The 20796-nt window shown below is 58.9% G+C and carries 21 protein-coding genes; 17 read left to right on the top strand and 4 right to left on the bottom strand.

What is annotated here, in order from left to right; all coding sequences use genetic code 11:
- Nucleotides 1–52: 52 nt before the first annotated feature.
- Together ACR3EM_RS11695 and rsmI are read right to left on the bottom strand one after the other, a co-directional pair.
- On the bottom strand, nucleotides 53–421 hold the full coding sequence (locus ACR3EM_RS11695) for a YraN family protein (protein ID WP_480470862.1): 369 nt from the start codon (nucleotides 419–421) through the stop codon (nucleotides 53–55).
- A 3-nt stretch (nucleotides 422–424) separates the two neighbouring features.
- Nucleotides 425–1282 (bottom strand): 16S rRNA (cytidine(1402)-2'-O)-methyltransferase, encoded by an 858-nt coding sequence (gene rsmI, locus ACR3EM_RS11700; RefSeq protein ID WP_480470863.1) that lies wholly within the window; start codon nucleotides 1280–1282, stop codon nucleotides 425–427.
- Between the two features lie 87 nt (nucleotides 1283–1369).
- On the opposite strand from rsmI, the gene ACR3EM_RS11705 reads away from it, so the two are divergent.
- The 3 genes from ACR3EM_RS11705 to murJ are packed head-to-tail and all read left to right on the top strand — an operon-like array spanning nucleotide 1370 to nucleotide 6859.
- Complete coding sequence (locus ACR3EM_RS11705) at nucleotides 1370–2542, top strand: penicillin-binding protein activator (protein WP_480470864.1); 1173 nt, start codon at nucleotides 1370–1372, stop codon at nucleotides 2540–2542.
- 19 nt (nucleotides 2543–2561) lie between these two features.
- Entirely contained in the window at nucleotides 2562–5321 is a 2760-nt protein-coding gene (locus ACR3EM_RS11710; protein WP_480470865.1) for a [protein-PII] uridylyltransferase, read from the top strand.
- Nucleotides 5318–6859 (top strand): murein biosynthesis integral membrane protein MurJ, encoded by a 1542-nt coding sequence (gene murJ, locus ACR3EM_RS11715; protein ID WP_480470866.1) that lies wholly within the window; start codon nucleotides 5318–5320, stop codon nucleotides 6857–6859. The genes ACR3EM_RS11710 and murJ overlap by 4 nt, the downstream gene beginning before the upstream one ends.
- Nucleotides 6860–6863: 4 nt before the next feature.
- Here the strand turns inward: murJ and ACR3EM_RS11720 are convergent, their stop codons facing one another.
- Entirely contained in the window at nucleotides 6864–7550 is a 687-nt protein-coding gene (locus ACR3EM_RS11720) for a rhomboid family intramembrane serine protease (protein WP_480470867.1), read from the bottom strand.
- 86 nt (nucleotides 7551–7636) lie between these two features.
- Here ACR3EM_RS11720 and trpS point away from each other — a divergent pair, with 86 nt between their 5' ends.
- Nucleotides 7637–8665, top strand: a complete 1029-nt coding sequence (gene trpS, locus ACR3EM_RS11725) for a tryptophan--tRNA ligase (RefSeq protein ID WP_480470868.1) — start codon at nucleotides 7637–7639, stop codon at nucleotides 8663–8665.
- 48 nt (nucleotides 8666–8713) lie between these two features.
- Here trpS and ACR3EM_RS11730 read toward each other — a convergent pair whose 3' ends face one another.
- Nucleotides 8714–9763 carry a Leu/Phe/Val dehydrogenase gene (locus ACR3EM_RS11730; RefSeq protein WP_480470869.1) on the bottom strand — a complete coding sequence of 350 codons (1050 nt, stop codon included), beginning with the start codon at nucleotides 9761–9763 and terminating at the stop codon, nucleotides 8714–8716.
- A gap of 129 nt (nucleotides 9764–9892) precedes the next feature.
- On the opposite strand from ACR3EM_RS11730, the gene ACR3EM_RS11735 reads away from it, so the two are divergent.
- From ACR3EM_RS11735 to ACR3EM_RS11795, 13 genes are all read left to right on the top strand, one after another.
- Nucleotides 9893–10354: an Lrp/AsnC family transcriptional regulator gene (locus tag ACR3EM_RS11735; RefSeq protein WP_480470870.1), complete on the top strand. Its 462-nt coding sequence runs from the start codon at nucleotides 9893–9895 to the stop codon at nucleotides 10352–10354.
- A gap of 58 nt (nucleotides 10355–10412) precedes the next feature.
- Nucleotides 10413–11276, top strand: a complete 864-nt coding sequence (locus tag ACR3EM_RS11740) for a branched-chain amino acid aminotransferase (protein WP_480470871.1) — start codon at nucleotides 10413–10415, stop codon at nucleotides 11274–11276.
- 53 nt (nucleotides 11277–11329) lie between these two features.
- Complete coding sequence (locus tag ACR3EM_RS11745; protein WP_480470872.1) at nucleotides 11330–11785, top strand: universal stress protein; 456 nt, start codon at nucleotides 11330–11332, stop codon at nucleotides 11783–11785.
- A gap of 9 nt (nucleotides 11786–11794) precedes the next feature.
- On the top strand, nucleotides 11795–12388 hold the full coding sequence (locus ACR3EM_RS11750) for a DsbA family protein (protein ID WP_480470873.1): 594 nt from the start codon (nucleotides 11795–11797) through the stop codon (nucleotides 12386–12388).
- Nucleotides 12389–12457: 69 nt separating this feature from the next.
- Nucleotides 12458–13021, top strand: a complete 564-nt coding sequence (locus ACR3EM_RS11755) for a NifU family protein (protein ID WP_480470874.1) — start codon at nucleotides 12458–12460, stop codon at nucleotides 13019–13021.
- Entirely contained in the window at nucleotides 13011–13598 is a 588-nt protein-coding gene (tsaB, locus tag ACR3EM_RS11760; protein WP_480470875.1) for a tRNA (adenosine(37)-N6)-threonylcarbamoyltransferase complex dimerization subunit type 1 TsaB, read from the top strand. Before ACR3EM_RS11755 ends, tsaB begins: the two co-directional genes overlap by 11 nt.
- Complete coding sequence (locus tag ACR3EM_RS11765) at nucleotides 13595–14014, top strand: GNAT family N-acetyltransferase (protein ID WP_480470876.1); 420 nt, start codon at nucleotides 13595–13597, stop codon at nucleotides 14012–14014. Before tsaB ends, ACR3EM_RS11765 begins: the two co-directional genes overlap by 4 nt.
- Before the next feature lie 149 nt (nucleotides 14015–14163).
- Entirely contained in the window at nucleotides 14164–15162 is a 999-nt protein-coding gene (locus tag ACR3EM_RS11770; RefSeq protein WP_480470877.1) for a BMP family lipoprotein, read from the top strand.
- A gap of 81 nt (nucleotides 15163–15243) precedes the next feature.
- Complete coding sequence (locus ACR3EM_RS11775) at nucleotides 15244–16773, top strand: ABC transporter ATP-binding protein (protein ID WP_480470878.1); 1530 nt, start codon at nucleotides 15244–15246, stop codon at nucleotides 16771–16773.
- Nucleotides 16774–16776: 3 nt separating this feature from the next.
- Nucleotides 16777–17871, top strand: a complete 1095-nt coding sequence (locus ACR3EM_RS11780; protein WP_480470879.1) for an ABC transporter permease — start codon at nucleotides 16777–16779, stop codon at nucleotides 17869–17871.
- Complete coding sequence (locus ACR3EM_RS11785; protein WP_480470880.1) at nucleotides 17871–18881, top strand: ABC transporter permease; 1011 nt, start codon at nucleotides 17871–17873, stop codon at nucleotides 18879–18881. Before ACR3EM_RS11780 ends, ACR3EM_RS11785 begins: the two co-directional genes overlap by 1 nt.
- A gap of 227 nt (nucleotides 18882–19108) precedes the next feature.
- Nucleotides 19109–20029 carry a sulfite exporter TauE/SafE family protein gene (locus ACR3EM_RS11790; protein ID WP_480470881.1) on the top strand — a complete coding sequence of 307 codons (921 nt, stop codon included), beginning with the start codon at nucleotides 19109–19111 and terminating at the stop codon, nucleotides 20027–20029.
- Between the two features lies 1 nt (nucleotide 20030).
- Nucleotides 20031–20795, top strand: coding sequence for a TIGR02186 family protein (locus ACR3EM_RS11795; protein ID WP_480470882.1), 765 nt, complete (start codon nucleotides 20031–20033; stop codon nucleotides 20793–20795).
- The last annotated feature ends 1 nt before the right edge of the window (nucleotide 20796 follow it).

Below are 20796 nucleotides of genomic sequence, written 5' to 3' on the forward strand. Positions count from 1 at the left end.
TTACGTTCTACGCCCGATACATGGCGCAGAGACCTATCGGGTTCAATGGCGATCAGCCGTGGCCAAAGGCGTTTTCGATAATTTCAACCGCACCAGTGCCATCAACCAAGGCTGCGTCAAAGCGCACATTCGTCAATTGCCCATCTGGTTCATGCTCAAGAAATTGGGCGGCTGAGGCACAGATGCGTTTAATCTGCCGAGGGCTGATCCGGGCCGCAGCCGATGCGAAACTCGCGCTTTTCTTGACCTCAATGAACACGATGCCATCGGTGTTCCGGGCGATCAGATCAATCTCACCCCCTGCACCGCGCCATCTGCGATGCGCAATCGTATAGCCGCGCCGCTCATAATCGGTTGCAACAGAAAGCTCTGCAGCCTGCCCCGCGTGATAAGAAACCGAACCCCGAACGGATCGCCCCATGTTTCATCCCTTACCTAGCTTCAGGGCTTTCTGATAAATCGGGCGGCGCGGCAGATTGAACATTTCTGACACCAGATCCGCCGCATCGCGCACCGAATGACTTTCCAAAGCCTGTCTCAAAGCCTCTTCTACGTCAGAATCCTTAACGGTTTGCGAATGCGCACGATCCACCAGCAGAACAATCTCTCCCTTGACCGAGGCTCCCTCATATCCTGCCGCCAACTCGGCGAGCGTTCCGCGGCGGACCTCTTCGAACTTCTTTGTCAGCTCGCGGCACACAGCAGCTTGCCGATCGCCGGCCAACACATCCGCCATATCGACAAGGCAGTTGGCCAGACGCTTGGGGGATTCGTAAAAGACAAGCGTTCCGGGAATATCGCGCAGCGCCTCGATTCGGGTCCGACGTGCACCCGAGGCGTTGGGTAGAAACCCGGCGAAAAAGAACGCATCGGTCGGCAAACCCGCCAATGTCAGCGCAGCCAGCGCCGCTGAAGGGCCGGGCGCACAGGTGACCGCGAAACCAGCCTCAGCCGCCTGCCGGCCCAGATCGTAGCCTGGATCGGCGATCAGCGGCATTCCGGCCTCAGAGGCGTAAGCGACCGACTGCCCAGCCCCAAGCGCTTCGAGTATCTTGCCGCGCGCACCAGCGCCACTGTGGTCGTGATAAGCAAGGATTCGGCGCCCCTCTAACGGAACACCATGAATTTCCATCAACCGCCGCAGGCTGCGGGTGTCCTCGGCGGCGATCATGTCGGCCGAGGCCAACACATCGAGCGCCCTCAGCGTAATGTCGCGCGCGGTTCCGATAGGAGTGGCAACAAAGTACAGGCCCGGGGCCAATCTTGTCTTTTGGAAATTCAAAGCTGGACCCTCACAGCGTGACGTTTATTATCGCGGATCAATAGACCAAGGTGCCCTCAGACGCCGGATCAGGGAGTTTTCATTTAGATGTTTACCGTTTGCAAGCCCACACGCAAACTGGCGAAATCCGCCATTGCTCTGGCCACCGCCGCCTTTCTGGCCGCCTGTGAAGTCGGCGGCATCGGCGGAGGCCCCTCGATCGATACCTCTGATCCCGTGCCGGTGGCGCTGCTGGTGCCTAGCGGCTCGTCACAATCGGGGGACGCTGCGCTGGCGCGGAGCCTCGAGAATGCGGCGCGTCTGGCGATGGCAGATTTGCAAAATGTGAAAATTGATCTCCGCGTCTACGATACCGCGGGCAATGCAGGAACGGCGTCAACGGTCGCTCAGCAAGCTGTTGCGGATGGGGCCAAGATCATTCTGGGTCCGGTTTATGCGCAAGCAGCGAATGCGGCGGGCCTTGCGGTTCTCAACAACAACGTCAATGTATTGTCCTTCTCGAACAACACCAGCATTGCGGGTGGCAATGTCTATGTCCTGGGGCCGACCTTCCAGAACACCGCCAATCGTCTGGTCAATTTCGCCGGACGACAGGGCAAAACCGGCACGGTGATCGTGCACAGCAATGACTCGGCAGGCCAACTCGGACAATCCGCAATCGCAACGGCACTTAGCAGCAGCCGGGTAAATAATGCTGGCACCGTAGCTTATGATCGATCTCAGCAGGGTGTGATCAATTCTGTCCCAACCATCAAGGCCACAGTGGATTCGACCGGTGCGGATTCGATCTTCCTGACCGCGACGACTGCAGGTGCGTTGCCGCTGTTCAGCCAGCTGCTGCCCGAGGCGGGTGTCTCTCCGGCCAATGTGCAATATATGGGCCTGACGCGCTGGGACATCCCGGCACAGACGCTAGAATTGCCAGGCGTTCAGGGCGGATGGTTCGCATTGCCGGATCCGGCCAAAGCGCAAGCCTATCGCCAACGCTACAACAATACCTATGGCGAGGCCCCGCATCCTATCAGCGGCTTGGCCTATGACGGAATCGCGGCCATTGGCGCGTTGGTCAGCCAGGGCAAATCCAATGCATTGACTGGGGCAGCCCTGACCCAGAATGCAGGGTTTCAGGGTGTCGGCGGTATCTTCCGCCTGCGTCCTAATGGTACCAACGAACGCGGTCTGGCGGTTGCCACGATCCAGAACAAACAGGTGGTTGTGATTGACCCTGCCCCACAAAGCTTCTCTGGCGCCGGATTCTGAGCAACCGGCGCAGGCAACCATGCCTGACAACAAACTGATCTGCCCCGCTGACCGGATTTTTGACTCGGTCGGTATTCAAGCCAACCTGTCCGCCGCCGTTGAAAGCGGTGCGGACAATGCGGGTCTGCGGGCTGAAACCGTCCGCATCCTGCGCGACGCTCAGAAGGCGGGGCGCGCGGCCATCGCCGACGCATTCGCCAAAGCCCCGTTTGATGCGCGTCCGCTGACGCGCTCTTACACCTATCTGACGGATCAACTGGTCTGTACTGCGATGCGCGTGGCCAGCGAGTACCTGCACCCGCTGGCCACACCGACGCAGGGCGAAAAGATCGCCGTGCTGGCTGTGGGCGGCTATGGCCGAGGCGAAATGGCGCCCTCGTCCGATGTCGATCTGCTGTTTCTGACCCCCTACAAAATCACAGCCTGGGCTGAGAGCGTGATTGAATCCATGCTCTACATTCTTTGGGATCTACGGCTGAAGGTCGGCCACTCATCCCGCACGATCAAGGATTGCCTGCGACTGGGGGGGGACGATTTCACCATTCGCACCGCCATGTTGGAGCAGCGCTATCTGGCCGGGAACAAAGAGCTGGCCGAAGAGCTTGAGGCGCGGCTGAAAGCGGATCTTTTCAAAGGCACTGAGCGTGATTTTATCGAAGCCAAACTGAAAGAGCGTGACGAGCGACATCTCAAACAGGGTGAACGCTATATGGTCGAGCCCAACGTCAAAGAGGGCAAGGGCGGCTTGCGCGATCTACAGTCGCTCTACTGGATCGCCAAGTATATCTACGGCGTTCAGGATGTGGCCGAGCTGGTCCCGCTGGGTCTGTTCACACCAGATGAATTCAAAGGGTTTGTTCAGGCCGAAGACTTTCTCTGGGCCGTGCGCTCTCACCTGCATCTGGTGACCGGCCGCGCCACTGAGCAGCTGACTTTCGACCTGCAGGTCGAGGTTGCTGCGCGGATGGGTTATGAAGACCGCGCAGGGCGGCGTGCTGTCGAAGTATTCATGCAGCGCTATTTCCGCGAAGCAACGCGCGTAGGTGAGTTGACCCGCATCTTCCTGACCAAGTTGGAAGCGGCCCATATGAAAGGCGCACCGCTGCTGGAACGCATCTTCCGCCGCCGGCCCCGGGTGAAGGCCGGATATAGGGTTGTGCATGGTCGGTTGGATATCGCAGACCCGGACACCTTCCTGTCAGATAAGCTGAATATGCTAAGGCTCTTCGAAGAAGGCTTGCGCACCGGGATGCTGATCCACCCGGACGCAATGCGTCTGGTCACCGCAAATCTGCGTCTGATCGACGAGGATATGCGCACCGACAAGGAAGCGCAGCGCATCTTCCTTGATCTGATGTTGAAACACGGCAACCCCGAGCGCGCCTTGCGACGGATGAACGAGTTGGGGGTTCTGTCGGCCTTCCTGCCCGAGTTCGAGCACATCGTGGCGATGATGCAGTTCAATATGTATCACAGCTATACGGTCGATGAGCACACGATCCAATGCATCGTAAACCTCGCCCAGATCGAACGCGGTGAATTGGTCGAGTCGCTGCCACTGGCCTCGTCTATCCTCAAAGAAGGGGTCAACCGCAAGGTGCTGTATGTGGCGCTGCTGCTGCATGACATCGCGAAGGGGCGGCCCGAGGATCACTCGATCCTTGGTGCGCAGATCGCGCGCAAGGTGGCCCCGCGGCTGGGGTTGAACAAATCGGATTCCGAAACGGTGGAATGGCTGGTGCGCTATCACCTGCTGATGTCGGATATGGCGCAGAAACGCGATATCTCGGACCCGCGCACCATTCGCGATTTCGCCAAGGCGGTCGAGACGGTCAAACGGCTGGACCTGCTGACGGTTCTGACCGTTTGCGATATTCGCGGCGTTGGCCCGAATACGTGGAACAACTGGAAAGCCACCCTGCTGCGCGCGCTGCACGCTGAAACCAAGCGTGCGTTGGAAACGGGGATGGAAGACCTCAACCGCGCCAATCGCGGTGCCGGGGCGAAAAAACTGCTACGGGCTGAGTTGGCCGATTGGTCCAAAGCCGATCTGAAAACCGAGACCGGGCGGCACTACGATCCCTATTGGCAAGGTCTTAATCTCTCGACCCATGTCGAGTTTGCCGAGATGCTGAAAGCGCTGGAGGACAGCGGTGATCCCGGAGAAATGGGAATTCGCCTGCACCCCGACGAAGATCGCGACGCGACGCGGGCCTGTTTTGCCATGGGGGACCATCCGGGGATCTTTGCGCGGATCGCCGGGGCTTTGGCATTGGTCGGCGCCAACGTCGTCGATGCGCGCAGCTACACGACCAAGGATGGATATGTGACGGATGCCTTCTGGATTCAGGATGCCGAGGGCCATCCCTATGAGACGTCGCGCATACCGCGCCTGACCCAGATGATCCACAAGACACTGAAGGGTGAGGTGGTGGCGCGTGACGCCCTGAAATCGCGCGACAAGATCAAGAAACGCGAACGCGCCTTTAATGTGCCGACCCATATCACCTTCGACAATGACGGGTCCGAGATTTACACGATCATCGAGGTCGACACCCGCGATCGCCCCGGTCTGCTCTATGACCTCGCGCGCACGCTGGCCGCGGCCAATGTCTATGTCGCCAACGCCGTTATCGCGACTTATGGTGAACAAGTTGTCGATACCTTCTATGTGAAGGATATGTTCGGGCTGAAATACCACTCGGAAAGCAAGCAGCGCGCACTTGAATCAAAGCTGCGCAAGGCCATCACCGAGGGCGCCGAGCGCGCCGCCTCATGAAGCAGATCCGCCTGTTTTCGGGTTTCTTTACGGTGGGCTTCTGGACGCTCGCCAGCCGTATCCTTGGCTTCCTGCGGGAAATCCTGCTGACCGCCTATATCGGGCCGGGTCCGGTGATGGACGCCTTCGTCGCTGCCTTCCGGTTGCCCAATATGTTCCGCCGTTTCTTCGCTGAGGGTGCGTTCAACGCAGCCTTCGTGCCGATGTTCTCCAAACGGTTGGAAGGGGGCGAGAACGCGGAAGGTTTCGCACAGGATGCCTTCAATCTTCTGGCCATAGCCGTATTGGCGTTGGTCGGTTTGGCGATGGTTTTCATGCCCGCGCTGGTCTGGATCACGGCCGAGGGGTTCTATGGCGACGAACGCTTCGATCTGGCGGTGGACTATGGCTATGTCGTCTTCCCTTACATCCTGTTCATGTCGCTGGCCGCGCTGTTTTCCGGGGTGCTGAACGCCACTGGCCGGTTCGCTGCTGCCGCCGCTGCGCCGGTTCTGTTGAACATCTTCGCCTGTTCCGCACTGATCTTCGGAACTCTCTCGGGCGGCGAAGTGATCCGCTGGTTGATCGCCGTTATCCCTGTCGCAGGCGTTGCTCAGCTTGCGCTGGTCTGGGTCGCAACCGAACGCGCCGGCATCCGTATCCGTCCCGGCCTGCCGAAACTCAGCCCCGAAATGCGACGAATGGTGCGTATCGCGGTACCTGCCGCGCTGGCCATGGGGGTGACACAGGTCAATCTGGTAGTCGGGCAGTTGGTGGCCTCGAAAACTGAGAAAGCTGTTAGCTGGTTGTTCGCGGCAGATCGCCTGTACCAACTACCCTTGGGCGTGGTCGGGATCGCCGTAGGCATCGTCCTGCTGCCCGATCTATCCCGACGTCTGCGGGCCGACGACAGGGACGGCGCACGCAATGCCTTTTCCCGAGCCGGAGAGTTCACGCTACTACTGACCATCCCATCAACCGTAGCTTTTGTGATCATACCCGTGCAACTGGTCTCGGTTCTGTTTCAACGCGGCCAGTTCACCGCCGAGGATACCGCGGCCACAGCTCTGGCCGTCGCCATCTATGGAATCGGCCTGCCTGCTTTCGTGCTGCAAAAGCTGTTGCAGCCATTGTTCTTTGCCCGGGAAGACACGAAATCTCCGTTCCGCTATGCCGTTGTTGCGATGGTGATGAACGCCGTTCTGGCCTTTGGTCTTTATCCCGTGGTCGGCTGGATCGCGCCCGCCATCGCCGCCTCAACCGCCGGATGGGTGATGGTCCTGTTGCTGGCGCTGGGTGCGCGGCAATTCGGGGACGAAGCGCGCTTTGATGACCGGTTCAAGCGCCGGGCGGGACGGATCGTTGCGGCCTCAATCGGGATGGGGGTCGTGCTCTATGCAGCCATTCATCTCTTTGGTTGGGCCTTCGAGCTTTCTGGTCTGCGTTATCTCGCGCTGCTGCTGCTGATCGCAACGGCGGGGGTCGTCTATTTCGCACTCGGCCACCTGTTCGGGGCCTTCAAACTGTCGGAGTTCCGCACCGCGCTGCGACGCGGATAATCGCTCAATCGCGGCGTATCCTGCCTACGATACGCGCCCATCCACCCGGAGCCAGAAAGAACGACAGGCCGAACCCGGTGGCAAATCCGCCCAGATCCGCAACCCAGTCCGACGTACCGCCAAAGAGCAGACCGAACAGCAACTGGATACCCATCAGCATCGCAATCAGGCTGAAGGCGCGGGACTGGTTCGCCCCGACCAAAGACAGCTTGCGCCAGAGCAGCCATGTAAACGCGCCGATCAGCCCGTAGACGGGCGGGAATCCTCCAACCAGCGGATACGCAGGATCGAGCAGCACCGCATATGCGAGCGCACCACCGACACCGGACAGCACAAAGATGATCAGCATCGCGACGCTGCCAAACACCTCTGCCACCATCTTGCCCATCGCCAAAACAAAGACACAGACAAAGATCGCCTGCGTAAAATTGGCCGAGACAAAGGGATAAGTGACAAAGCGGATCACATGTTCGAATGGCCAGCGCCCGTTCTGCATCATCCAGTCGAAGATGTCGGGGGAGAACGTATACTGCTGCAACGCATCCAGCCGCCAGCCCACTGCCGACGGCCCACCGACAATCCCACGTGCGCCCAGTTGCAGGACCACTTCAATCCCCATGATGAACAACGTCAGCGCCACAACCACGGGCGGCAGAGGATTCACAGGCGGGGTATAATGCTCACTGCTCATTGGGCTTTACCTTTGCGGCTGTTGACGTCCCTTGACCTCATGGGTAAGCGACGGGGACTGATTTTTCCAGACGGGAGTTCCCTTCGATGACCGAGACCAATTTCACGCCGCGCGTGTTCTCCGGCATCAAGCCTTCAGGAAACCTGCACCTTGGCAACTATCTGGGTGCACTCAAGCGCTTTGTGGACATGCAGGGCCCTGAGTTCGAAACCATCTATTGTATGGTTGACCTGCACGCGATCACAGTCTGGCAAGATCCAGAAAAACTGCGCGAAAAGACGCGTGAGGTCTGCGCCGGTTTTATCGCCGCCGGTCTGGATGCAGAAAAATCTATCCTGTTCAACCAGAGCCAGGTTGCCGAGCATTCGCAACTGGCCTGGATTTTCAACTGCGTGGCCCGCATGGGCTGGATGCAGCGGATGACGCAGTGGAAGGACAAGGCCGGCAAAAATGCGCAGAACGCTTCGCTGGGTCTGTTTGCCTATCCCTCGCTCATGGCGGCAGACATCCTGATTTACCATGCCACGCATGTGCCCGTTGGCGAAGACCAGAAGCAGCATCTGGAGCTGACCCGCGATATCGCAACAAAGTTCAATCATGACTACGGAGTCGATTTCTTTCCACTGACAGAGCCTGTCATCGATGGACCAGCTCCACGCGTGATGAACCTGCGAGACGGTACAAGCAAAATGTCATCTTCCGATGCCTCGGATATGACCCGGATCAACATGATCGATGATGCGGAAACAATTGCCAAGAAAATCCGCAAGGCCAAGACCGACCCGGATGCTCTGCCGTCTGAGATCGATGGCCTGTCCGAACGTCCTGAGGCGCGCAATCTGGTGAACATCTATGCCGCGCTCAGCGATCAAACGGCCGAGCAGGTTCTGGCTGAGGTTGGTGGCAAGCAATTCGGTGAGTTCAAGCCGATGCTGGCCGAACTGGCAGTCTCAAAACTGGCGCCAATCTCGTCCGAGATGGCACGCCTGATGGGGGAAGAGGCCGAGATCGATCAGATCCTCGCACGTGGCGCCGAACGCGCGCGTGAGATCGCCGCTCCGATCCTGCAGCAGACCTATGAGATTGTCGGAATGGTGGGCGCAGGCAAAGCCTGATCTCTCAACCAATGGAACGCCGCCCCAATAAGGGCGGCGTTACTTGCTTCAAGCGGCTTCGGCACGCAGCGTTTCGTATACGATGGCCTCGGCAATCTCGTGCGGGCTGATCGCCTCAGCCTTCGCTCGCATCAGAATACGATCCATGGTCTGCTCCAGCGCCTGCAACCTGTGCGCCACCCAATCTTCGCGATCAGCCACGCGCAGAATCTCGGTTGCGACATTTATGATCCCACCACCGTTTGCCACGAAATCCGGGGCATAGAGGATGCCCCTGTCGTGCAACAGTTGCGCGTCGCTGTAATTGGCCAACTGGTTGTTCGCGCCGCCCGCAACTGCCCCGACCCGCAGCAGCGGGACACTGGTTTCATTCAGGATACCACCGATGGCGCAGGGGGCGAAGATGTCGGCCTCGACACCGTAAATCGCGTCGGGGGCAACCGCCTGCGCGTTGAACCGTTCGGCAACGCGCGCCGATTGCTGTGCATCGATATCGGTAACGATCAAATGCGCGCCTGCGTCGTGCAACAGGTGGCAGAGATGCTCACCCACATGGCCCAGCCCCTGGACCGAGACCCTTAAGCCATCAAGATCGGTCTTCCCGAACCGGTGCCATGCGGTTATACGGACCGCGTTGAAAATCCCACGCGCAGTAATGGGCGACGGATCACCGCTGGCGAAGGCTCCGTCGGCCAGCCCGGCCACGTAATCCGCCTGCGCCCCGATATGCGCCATGTCGGCGGGTGTCATGCCCATATCCTCGGCGGTCCAGTAAAGCCCGTTCAAGCTCTGCACGACGCGCCCGAAAGCCTTGAGCAGTTCAGGTGATTTGTCGATGCCGGGATCACCGATGATCACCGCCTTGCCACCTCCCAGCGGCAGATCGGCTGCGGCATTCTTGAACGTCATGCCACGCGACAGGCGCAGCGCGTCCTGCAGCGCCTCGGCCGCGTGACCATAGGGCCGCATCCGCACGCCCCCAGCCGCTGGTCCGCGCTGGGTTGAGTGGATTGCGACATAGCCCAACAGGCCCAGCGCGCTGTCTTTGAATTCAACAACGCGCTCGTGCCCGGGTGCATCAACTTCGGTGATCTCCATAAGCCTCCTCCGGAATGTCCCGAAGAGTTTGCCACTTTCAGGCGAGAGATTTTCGCCATTGTACAGCTGGATATCGCTTCTGATTGGAGTTATTCTCTAGGAATATATAAACTAATAGGCATTTCCTCTATGGACGCTATAGACGCAAAGATCATTCGCGCCCTGCAAAAAGATGGCCGCATGACAGTCATCGATCTGGCTGAGCATGTCGGGCTGTCCCCAACCCCCTGCGCGCGGCGGCTGGAGCGTTTACAGCGCGATGGCATCATCACCGGCTATGCCGCGCAGGTCGATCCTGAACAGCTTGGATTTGGCGTCTCCATCTTTGTCTCGGTCGAATTGGAGAAGCAGGACCGCAATGCGATCGATGCCTTTGAGAAAGCGATCCGTCGGTGCGACGAGGTGATGGAATGCTATCTGATGACCGGATCTCGGGACATCCTTCTGCGCGTTGTTGCGAAAGATCTGAACGCCTTTGATGCGTTCTTGGAAAACCGGCTGATGCAGATACCGGGGATTCGAAACCTTAGATCGAACTTCGCGCTGCGCACCATTGTCAAACGCGAAGCACTGCCGTTGCATCATGGATAAACCACTGGACCTTGCGCCAGCCCCAACCTAGGTTTTCCCCGAACTGAGGGAGAACACGATGGCAGTCGGCACAAACATCCGCACCTATTTCGACGGTCAATGGCATGACGGGGACGCACCAATCATGCGCGCAGCCGACCACGGCGCATGGCTGGGGTCGTCGGTTTTTGACGGCGCACGGTTCTTCGACGGATTGACGCCTGACCTGGACGCTCATTGCGACCGCGTGAACCGCTCTGCCGAGGCGTTGATGCTGTCTCCGACCGTCACAACTGAACAGATGGTTGAGTTGGTTCACGAAGGGCTTGAGGCCTATGCGCCCGACACCGCCGTATACATCCGCCCAATGTATTGGGGCATCGACGGCGATGTTACTGCGATTGTGCCGCAGGAAAACAGCACGGGATTTGCGATCTGCCTCGAAGCCATTCCGATGGCCCCCGAAACGACCTCGGTCACGCTGACAACTACACGGTTTCGTCGCCCAGTGCTGGAATCTGCCGTCGTAAATGCCAAGGCTGGCTGCCTCTATCCAAATAACGCCAGAATGCTGGCCGAGGCGCGGTCCAAAGGGTTCTCGAATGCTCTGGTGGCGGATGCGATGGGTCACGTGGCCGAAACGGCTACGGCCAATATCTTCATGGTCCGCGATGGAGAGGTTTTCACCCCCATCCCCAACGGTACATTTCTTGCCGGGATCACCCGCGCCCGCCACATCAAGAACCTGCGCGCAGATGGCGTGGCCGTGCACGAAACCGTTCTGAGTTTTGATGATTTCCACAACGCCGATGAGGTGTTCATGTCCGGCAACATGAGCAAGGTGACTCCGGTCACCGCGTTGGATGACACGCAATATCAGGTCGGCCCTGTTGCCCGCCGCGCCCGCGAGATGTACTGGGATTGGGCCGCGAGCAGCCGCTAGTTGCCAGTGCATGCCCGGTCGGGCATGATCGCGAAAACAGTCAGGGGACAAATATGCGTAAATTCCTGGTCGTTCTGGATGACAGCCGCGAATGCCTGAATGCAATGCGTTTTGCGGCCATGCGCGCGGCGCATACAGGCGGTGGTGTCACGATCCTGTCCGTCATTCCTCCGGACGAATTCAACCACTGGATCGGCGTGGCAGAAGTCATGCGCGAAGAGGCTCGTGAACGCATTCATGCCCATTACGAAGTTTTCGCCAAATGGATGCGCGACAAGCAAGAAGTTGAACCTGAACTGGCCATTCGCGAAGGCGATCCGGTGCCCGAGATTATCGCACATGTTCAATCCGACCCCGAGATCGGCGTTCTGGTGTTGGGTGCAGGCACCGACAAGAAAGGCCCCGGCCCATTGGTAACGCAACTGACCCGCAACTCAGGTAGCCTGCCGATCCCGATCACCATCGTGCCCGGCGATCTGAGCAAGGAAAAGCTTGAAGAGATTACCTGAGGCCGACCCGTGAGTGCAAAACTCCAATTCTGGTTCGATTTCGCCTCGACCTATTCTTATCTCAGCGCAATGCGGGTCGAGGCCGTAGCCTCGGATCATGGCGTGACTGTCGAATGGCAGCCTTTTTTATTGGGTCCTATCTTTGCCGCACAGGGATGGGAAACCTCACCGTTTAACCTTTATCCTGCAAAAGGTCGGTATATGTGGCGCGATATGGAGCGTCTCTGCGCAGCGCGCGAACTACCACTCAAGCACCCGGACATCTTCCCTCAGAACAGTCTGAAAGCAGCACGCCTTGCGCTGGCCATCGACGATCCTGACCAACGTGCAGCCTTTTCCCGCGCCGTCTATTCGGGGCAGTTTGGCGCGGGCCGGGATATTTCCGACCTGCAGTTTCTGGCAGATTGTCTGACGGTTGCGGATGCATCACCTGACCTGATCGACCGTATCAATGACCCTGCAATCAAGGCCGCTTTGTTCGGGCAGGTCGACCGGGCCAAGGCGCTGGATATCTTCGGCGCACCCAGCTTTATTGCCGGGGATGAGCTGTTCTGGGGTGACGACCGTTTGAATGACGCGATTTCTTACGCCACATCAATTTAGAACCATTCCAAATCTTGACTTCCCCGACCCGGGCGCGCATATCAATGAGACCGCAAACGGAGCCGCGCCATGTTCATCCAAACCGAATCCACACCCAACCCGGCCACCCTGAAATTCCTGCCCGGTCAGACGGTTCTGGAAGCAGGGACCGCAGATTTTCCAAGCGCCGAAGCGGCTGAGAAATCACCTCTGGCACAGCGCATTTTTGGGGTGAACGGCGTGACGGGCGTGTTCTTTGGCAACGATTTTGTCACTGTCACAAAATCTGATGACGTTCAGTGGGACCATATCAAACCCGCCATCCTTGGCGCGGTGATGGAGCATTATCAGTCCGGCCAACCGGTAATGGGAGAAGACGCGCAAACCGCCTCGGGCCATGCCGAGCATACCGGCGAAGATGCTGAAATCGTCAACCAGATCAAAGACCTGCTGGACAGCCGTGTGCGCCCCGCTGTTGCACAGGACGGCGGTGACATCACCTTCCACGGCTTTGACCGCGGCGTTGTCTATCTGCACATGCAAGGGGCTTGCGCGGGTTGCCCATCTTCGACTCTGACGCTGAAGATGGGAATTGAGAATCTGCTGCGCCACTACATCCCCGAGGTCACCGAGGTACGTCCCGTTGCGGTCTGACCCAACGATTCTGGCATTTGACACATCGGCCGCGCATTGCGCGGCCGCTTTGCTGTGTGGCGATCAGATTATCGAAACAGTCGTCGAACCCATGACCCGCGGTCAGGCCGAACGGCTCATGCCGTTGCTCGAAGAGCTGCTGACGCGGAATGGGCGAAGCTGGCAAAGCCTTGATGCGATCGGCGTCGGCATTGGCCCAGGCAACTTTACCGGTATTCGGATCTCTGTCTCTGCCGCGCGCGGGCTCGCGCTGGGGCTCGGCGTTCCAGCGGTCGGAGTATCCGGGTTTGATGCATTGGCCGAACTGGCCGCTCCGGGTCAGATCCCCGCGATTCCAGCACCACGCGAACAGGTCTATATTCAGCCCGACACAACACCGCGCCTGGTCGCTCGCAACGAAGCGGAAACGCTTGCCCCCCTGTTCTTCTGCGATGAACCTGCCCGTCAGGTTGAGGCGATTGCGCAACTGGCGGCCCGCCGCTGGCAATCCATCCAAACGTCGCCAGCTCCGCTTTATGTCAGGCCTGCCGATGCCGCACCATCGCGCGATGTGCCGCCGGCCCTGCTGGACGAATGACTCCGGACACGCTCGCCAAGATCCATGCGGCGGCTTTTACGCAGTCCCGCCCCTGGAGCGCATCAGAATTTGCTGATCTGCTGAACGGACGATTCACCCATCTTGCTGGCGACGAGCGATCCTTTGCCTTGTTTCAGGTAATCGCGGATGAGGCAGAATTGCTGACCATCGCGACTCACCCAAAATACCAACGACGAGGCCTTGCCCGGCAGGTGATGGCAGATTGGCAGGCTCGCGCTCAGCAACTGGGGGCATCGCGGGCGTTTCTTGAGGTCGCAGCGGACAATATTACGGCCATCGCATTGTACGAAATGTCAGGATATACGCCCTGCGGACGGCGCACTGCCTATTATCGGCACAAAAACGGCCTGAAAGTAGATGCCATCATGATGGAACGCCACTTAGACAGCAAATAATCCAATTTTTTTGACCAGCCGATCAAAATTCAGTTGACCGGGGCTGTTGCAAACGGCCTTAATTCCCGCCATCACAACAAGTATGCTCGCTCTGAGTGGGTGGCGGGGTATATTGGCCCCAGACCGATAATAACCAACGGGAGTAACAAATGACCCTTATGAAATCCTTGATGGGCGCCGCAGCAGCGGTTGCACTGACAGCTGGCGCGGCACTGGCCGAACCCGCCTTGATCTTCGATCTGGGTGGCAAGTTCGACAAGTCGTTCAACGAGGCGGCGCATAACGGTGCTTCACGCTGGGCGGAAGAGACCGGCGGCACCTACCGCGAGATCGAGATGCAGTCCGAGGCCCAGCGCGAACAAGCCCTGCGCCGCTTTGCCGAAGCGGGCTCGAACCCGATCATCACCATGGGCTTCGGCATGGCCGACCCGCTCAGCGCTGTTGTGGCCGACTACCCGGACACGACTTTTGTTGTGGTCGACGTGACATGGCTGGACGCGCCTAACCTGCGTCAGGTCGGTTTCGCCGAACATGAAGGTTCGTATCTGGTCGGCATGATGGCGGCAATGGCGTCCAAATCCGGCACCGTGGGTTTCATCGGCGGTATGGATGTTCCGCTGATCCGTCACTTTGGCTGCGGTTATGCGCAAGGCGCCAAAGCCGTGAACCCCGATATCAACGTGGTTGCAAACATGACCGGAACCACTCCGGCGGCATGGAACGACCCGGTTAAAGGTTCAGAACTCACCAAAGCGCAGATCAGCCAGGGTGCTGACGTGGTTTACGCCGCTGCTGGCGGTACCGGTGTTGGCGTGCTGCAGACCGCTGCGGACGAGGGCATCCTGTCTATCGGTGTGGATAGCAACCAGAACCACCTGCATCCGGGCAAAGTTCTGACCTCGATGCTGAAACGTGTGGACGTCGCCGTTTATGAAGCGATGAAAGCGGGTGAGGGCGTTGAAACCGGCGTATTCGTCATGGGCCTGTCCGAAGATGGCGTTGGCTATGCGATGGACGAAAACAATGCTCCGCTGGTTTCCGATGACATGAAAGCCGCGGTCGACAAGGCCCGTCAGGATATCATCGACGGCAACGTGAGTGTTGTCAGCTATTACGAGAACGACAGCTGCCCGGCACTGCAGTTCTGATATCGCGCGGGGCGGTGGATATGTCCTCCGCCTCGCAACCATTCTGCCGCATGCGGCCCCTTCGGCAATTGAGGACAAGACATGACCGTCCCCGCCATTGAGCTCAAAGGGATTTCCAAAGCCTTTGGGCCGGTTCAGGCTAACAAAGACATCTCCATCAGCGTCGCCCCCGGCACGATCCACGGGATCATCGGTGAAAACGGTGCGGGCAAATCCACGCTGATGAGCATCCTCTACGGCTTCTACAAAGCCGACAAAGGTGAGATCTGGATCAACGGAACCAAGACCGACATTCCCGACAGTCAGGCCGCTATCGCCTCGGGCATCGGGATGGTGTTCCAGCATTTCAAACTGGTGGAAAACTTCACCGTTCTGGAAAACATCGTTTTGGGTGCCGAAGATGGCGGGCTGCTTGCACCGTCGCTGGCGAAAGCCCGCAAGGAACTGAAAGCGCTCGAAGAAGAATACGAGCTGTTCGTCGATCCGGACAAACGCATCGATGAGATCGGTGTGGGCATGCAGCAGCGGGTCGAAATCCTGAAAGCGCTCTACCGCAAAGCCGAGATACTGATTCTGGACGAACCCACCGGCGTTCTGACCCCTGCCGAGGCGGATCAGTTGTTCCGTATCCTCGACCGGCTGCGGTCCGAGGGGAAGACAATCATCGTGATCACCCACAAGCTGCGGGAAATCATGGAAAACACCGATACGGTCTCGGTGATGCGGCGGGGCGAGATGACGGCGACCGTCAAAACCGCCGATACCAATCCGCAGGAACTGGCCGAGCTGATGGTGGGCCGCAAGGTGTTGCTGCAGGTCGACAAAGTACCTGCCCAACCGGGCAAGCCGGTTCTTGAGATTGAAAACCTCAGCGTCATCGACGGTACCGGGGTCGAGCGTGTCAAAGGCATCAACCTGACGGTCCGCGCGGGTGAGATTGTGGGCATCGCCGGGGTTGCTGGAAACGGGCAATCCGAATTGCTTGAGGTTTTGGGCGGAATGCGGCCCGGTCAAGGATCAATCAAACTGAACGGAGAACCTCTTGCTCTCAGCGGTGCGGGTTCGGACGGTCAGGCGCGACGCGCGCAGCACATCGCCCATGTCCCCGAAGACCGACAGCGCGAAGGCCTGATCATGGAGTTTCACGCGTGGGAGAATGTGGCCTTCGGCTATCACCGCGATCCTGCCTACAAGCGCGGCATCTTCATGGATAATGCCGCCCTGCGCGCCGACACGGAAGCCAAGATCGAAAAATTCGACGTGCGCCCGCCCAATGGCTGGCTTACCGCCAAGAGCTTCTCGGGCGGCAATCAGCAGAAGATCGTTGTCGCGCGTGAAATCGAACGCAATCCCGACCTGTTGCTGGTGGGTCAGCCCACGCGCGGCGTGGATATCGGTGCGATCGAGTTCATTCACAAACAGATCGTCGCCCTGCGCGATCAGGGTAAGGCGATCCTGCTGGTCTCGGTCGAGTTGGAAGAAATCTTCTCGCTCTCGGACCGGATCGCGGTGATGTTCGATGGACATATCATGGGCGAGCGTCTGCCCGCCGAGACGGATGAAAAAGAACTGGGCCTGCTGATGGCCGGTGTTGCAGGAGAGGCCGCCTGAATCATGGAAAAAATGCCCAAATGGGCCGATGTGGTACTGATCCCGCTGATCAGCCTGCTCTTGGCCACAATCCTTTCGGCACTTGTCATCCTCGCGATCGGAGAAGACCCGATTGAAGCGGTGAACCTGATGGTTACCGGCGCTCTCGGGTCGACCTATGGCTGGGGATACACACTCTATTACGCGACCAACTTCATTTTCACCGGTTTGGCGGTTGCGGTGGCCTTTCACGCGCGCCTGTTCAACATCGGTGGGGAAGGTCAGGCCATGCTGGGGGGCTTAGGCGTTGCTATCGTCTGCCTATCCGTGCCCTGGCCGCACTGGACCATTGCTTTGCTGGCCGCCTGCGCCGCATCGATGATCTTTGGTGCAGCCTGGGCCGCGATCCCGGCCTATCTGCAAGCCAAGCGCGGCAGCCATATCGTGATTACCACGATCATGTTCAACTTTATCGCCGCCGCTTTCCTGAACTACATGCTGGTCAACGTGATGCGCCCGCAAGGCTCGCAAGACCCGGCGACGGCGCGCTTCCCCGAGGCGGTGCATCTGCCGACCTTTCAGTCCATGTTCTCGACAGCCGAAAACGTGATGTTCCGCGGCGCACCTGCGAATATCTCGTTCTTCGTGGCGCTTATCGCCTGCGTCGTTGTCTGGGCTCTAATCTGGCGCACGCGTCTGGGGTATGAAATCCGCGCCTACGGCCATTCGGAAACCGGGGCTGTTTACGCCGGTATCTCGCCGGTCAAGATCACCATCATTGCCATGCTGATCTCGGGCGCTCTGGCAGGCCTGATGGCGATCAACAACGTGATGGGCGAGGCCGAACGGCTGGTTTTGAACTCGACCGAGGGGGCCGGGTTCATCGGGATTGCGGTGGCGCTGATGGGTCGCTCGCACCCGTTCGGCGTGTTTTTGGCCGCAATCCTGTTTGGCTTCCTTTATCAGGGCGGCGCAGAACTGGCGCTGTGGACATCGATCCCCCGCGAGCTGATCGTGGTCATTCAGGCGCTGGTCATCCTGTTTACCGGCGCACTCGACAACATGGTACGGATGCCGCTTGAAAAGCTGTTCCTGAGCTTCCGGAAGGGATCGACCTGATGGATATCTTCCTGACTCTCATCCAGGTTCTGGATTCGACCATTCGTCTGGCAACACCTCTGCTGCTTGCCTGTTTGGCAGGGCTTTATTCCGAGCGTGCGGGCATCTTCGACATCGGCCTCGAAGGTAAGATGCTGATGTCAGCCTTCTTCTCGGCTGCCGTGGCCGCGGTAACCGGATCGGTCTGGCTCGGTCTGCTGGCGGGGATCGCGTCCTCTCTGGTCCTCTCGGCGTTACATGGGTTTGCATCGATCACGTTCCGGGGCAACCAGCTGATCTCGGGCGTTGCGATCAATTTCCTCGCCTCTGGCATGACGGTTCTTGTGGCGCAGAGCTGGTTTCAGCAGGGCGGTCGTACACCGTCCCTGTTCGGCGGTGGGCGGTTTGAATCCGCTGAGTTCCCCTATGCCATCGGCCCCACGGACGCCGAGTTGACCGGGCAACCGGTTTCCGAACTGATGTCCGAAACCAACGTCCCGCATATGATCTATTCCGAGCTTCTGTCCGGCCATTCCGTTCTGGTCTATACGGCCTTCCTGATGGTGCCGCTGACCTGGTGGATTCTGTTCCGCACCCGGTTCGGGCTACGCCTGCGCGCGGTTGGCGAAAACCCGGCAGCGGTGGATACCGCCGGTGTCTCGGTCGTCGGCCTGCGCTATGCGGCTGTAGCGATCTGCGGTGTGCTGTGCGGGATCGCAGGGGCCTATCTGGCAACAGCGCTGCAAGCAGGTTTCGTGAAAGAAATGACCGCAGGGCGCGGGTTCATCGCTTTGGCCGCCCTGATCTTTGCGAAATGGCGGCCATGGCATGCAATGTGGGCCTGCCTGTTGTTCGGGCTGCTGCAGGCCATCGCACTTCGATTCCAGAACATCGATCTGGGCGGAGTGGTGATACCAGTACAGGTCATGGACGCCCTGCCTTACATCCTGACCGTGGTAATCCTGGCCGGGTTCGTAGGCAAAGCTGTACCGCCACGCGCAGGCGGCGAACCCTATGTGAAAGAGCGCTGATAAGGCCAGTTCTGGACTGCCCTGCAGTCCTGTTTGCTGCAAAGCGGCATACGGAGTTGATTTTGTATGCCGCAACCGTTCTAAAGAGGTATGGACTTGCCCCGCAACAACTCTGCAGCTCAGGCACCTACTGGCCAAGCTGTTGCGTGCGCTTCGTCTGTTGAGTTTTACGTTGTCCCGGGATCCGCTGCCGCGCGCGGCGTGACCCTTCCCGTTTAGAAGAAGCCATGCAAATCTATCTTCCGATTGCCGAAGTCTCCGTAAATGCCTTTTTGCTGTTTGGACTGGGCGGCATGGTGGGGATCTTATCTGGCATGTTCGGAGTGGGCGGCGGCTTTCTGATGACGCCGCTTTTGTTCTTCATCGGCATACCCCCTGCCGTTGCGGTCGCGACTGAGGCCAATCAGATCGTCGCATCGTCCTTTTCGGGCGTTCTGGCTCATTTCAGGCGCCGAACGGTTGATCTTAGAATGGGAACGGTGCTTCTGGTCGGTGGCTTGATTGGGGCCGCCCTAGGTGTGATCCTGTTCAACTATCTCAAAAGCCTTGGGCAGGTCGATCTGCTGGTCAAGCTTTGCTATGTCGTTTTCCTGGGCGTAATCGGCAGCCTGATGTTTATCGAGAGCCTAAATGCCCTGCGCAAGTCCCGCAAGGGCGGCGGCGCAGCGCCAAAGCGCCGTCAACGCGGATGGGTGCACGCGATGCCGTTCAAGATGCGGTTTCGGACCTCGGGGCTGTATATCTCGGTCATCCCGCCAGTGATGGTGGGGCTGTTTGTTGGCATTCTGTCCGCGATCATGGGCGTGGGTGGCGGGTTCATCATGGTGCCTGCGATGATCTACCTGCTTGGGATGCCTACCAAGGTGGTGGTCGGAACTTCGCTGTTCCAAATCATCTTTGTGACGGCGTTCACCACCATGCTGCACGCCACCACCAACTATACGGTTGATGTAGTCCTCGCGGTTCTGCTGCTGGTCGGCGGCGTGGTTGGTGCTCAGATCGGTACGGTGATCGGAGCGCGGATGCCAGCCGAGCAGCTGCGTGTTCTGCTGGCTGCCCTTGTTCTGGTGGTTTGTGGCAAACTCGCGCTGGACCTGCTGCTGCAACCGGCTGAGCTGTATTCACTGGGCGATGCGGGAGGTCATTGAGATGTTGCGTCTGATAGCCGCCCTCTGCCTGATCTGCTTGCCAGCTTACGCCGCCGAAGAACAGGTTGTTCTTGGCCTGTCTCAGGACCGCGTTTCGATCACCGCGAATTTCGACGGCTCGGAGATTCTTGTCTTTGGTGCGGTCAAGCGCGAAGCTCCGATCCCTGAAGGACCTCCGCTTGAAGTGATCGTGTCGGTCGTCGGCCCATCCGAACCCGTCACCGTGCGGCGTAAAGAAAAGAAGTTTGGCATCTGGGTGAACACTGACAGTCTTGTCGTCGATCTTGCCCCCAGCTTTTACGCGGTTGCCACCAGTGCACCGTTTGGCGAGGTACTGACCAACACCGAAGATCTGCGTAACAAGGTTTCGATCGAGCGCGCCATCCGGTCGGTTGGCGCAGATATGAACATTCAGGGCGCGCAAGACTTTGCGGCTGCGGTTATTCGCATCCGCGAAAGCGAAGGGCTGTATTCGATCCGGGAAAACACCGTTGCTGTGGATGAGCAAACCTTGTTCCGCACATCGATCGAAATGCCCTCGGACCTGACCGAGGGTGACTATACCGCCCGCATTTTCCTGACCCGCGGCGGCAATGTCGTATCAAGCTTTGAGACCTCGATCGACGTACGTAAGGTGGGGTTGGAACGGTTTCTATATAATATGTCCCGTCAGCAGCCGATCTGGTACGGCCTGATGTCGCTGGCTATCGCGATCGCTGCCGGTTGGGGGGCGTCGACCGCCTTCCGGTTATTGCGCGAGAATTAAG

The sequence above is a fragment of the Ruegeria sp. AH3 genome (assembly GCF_056536265.1).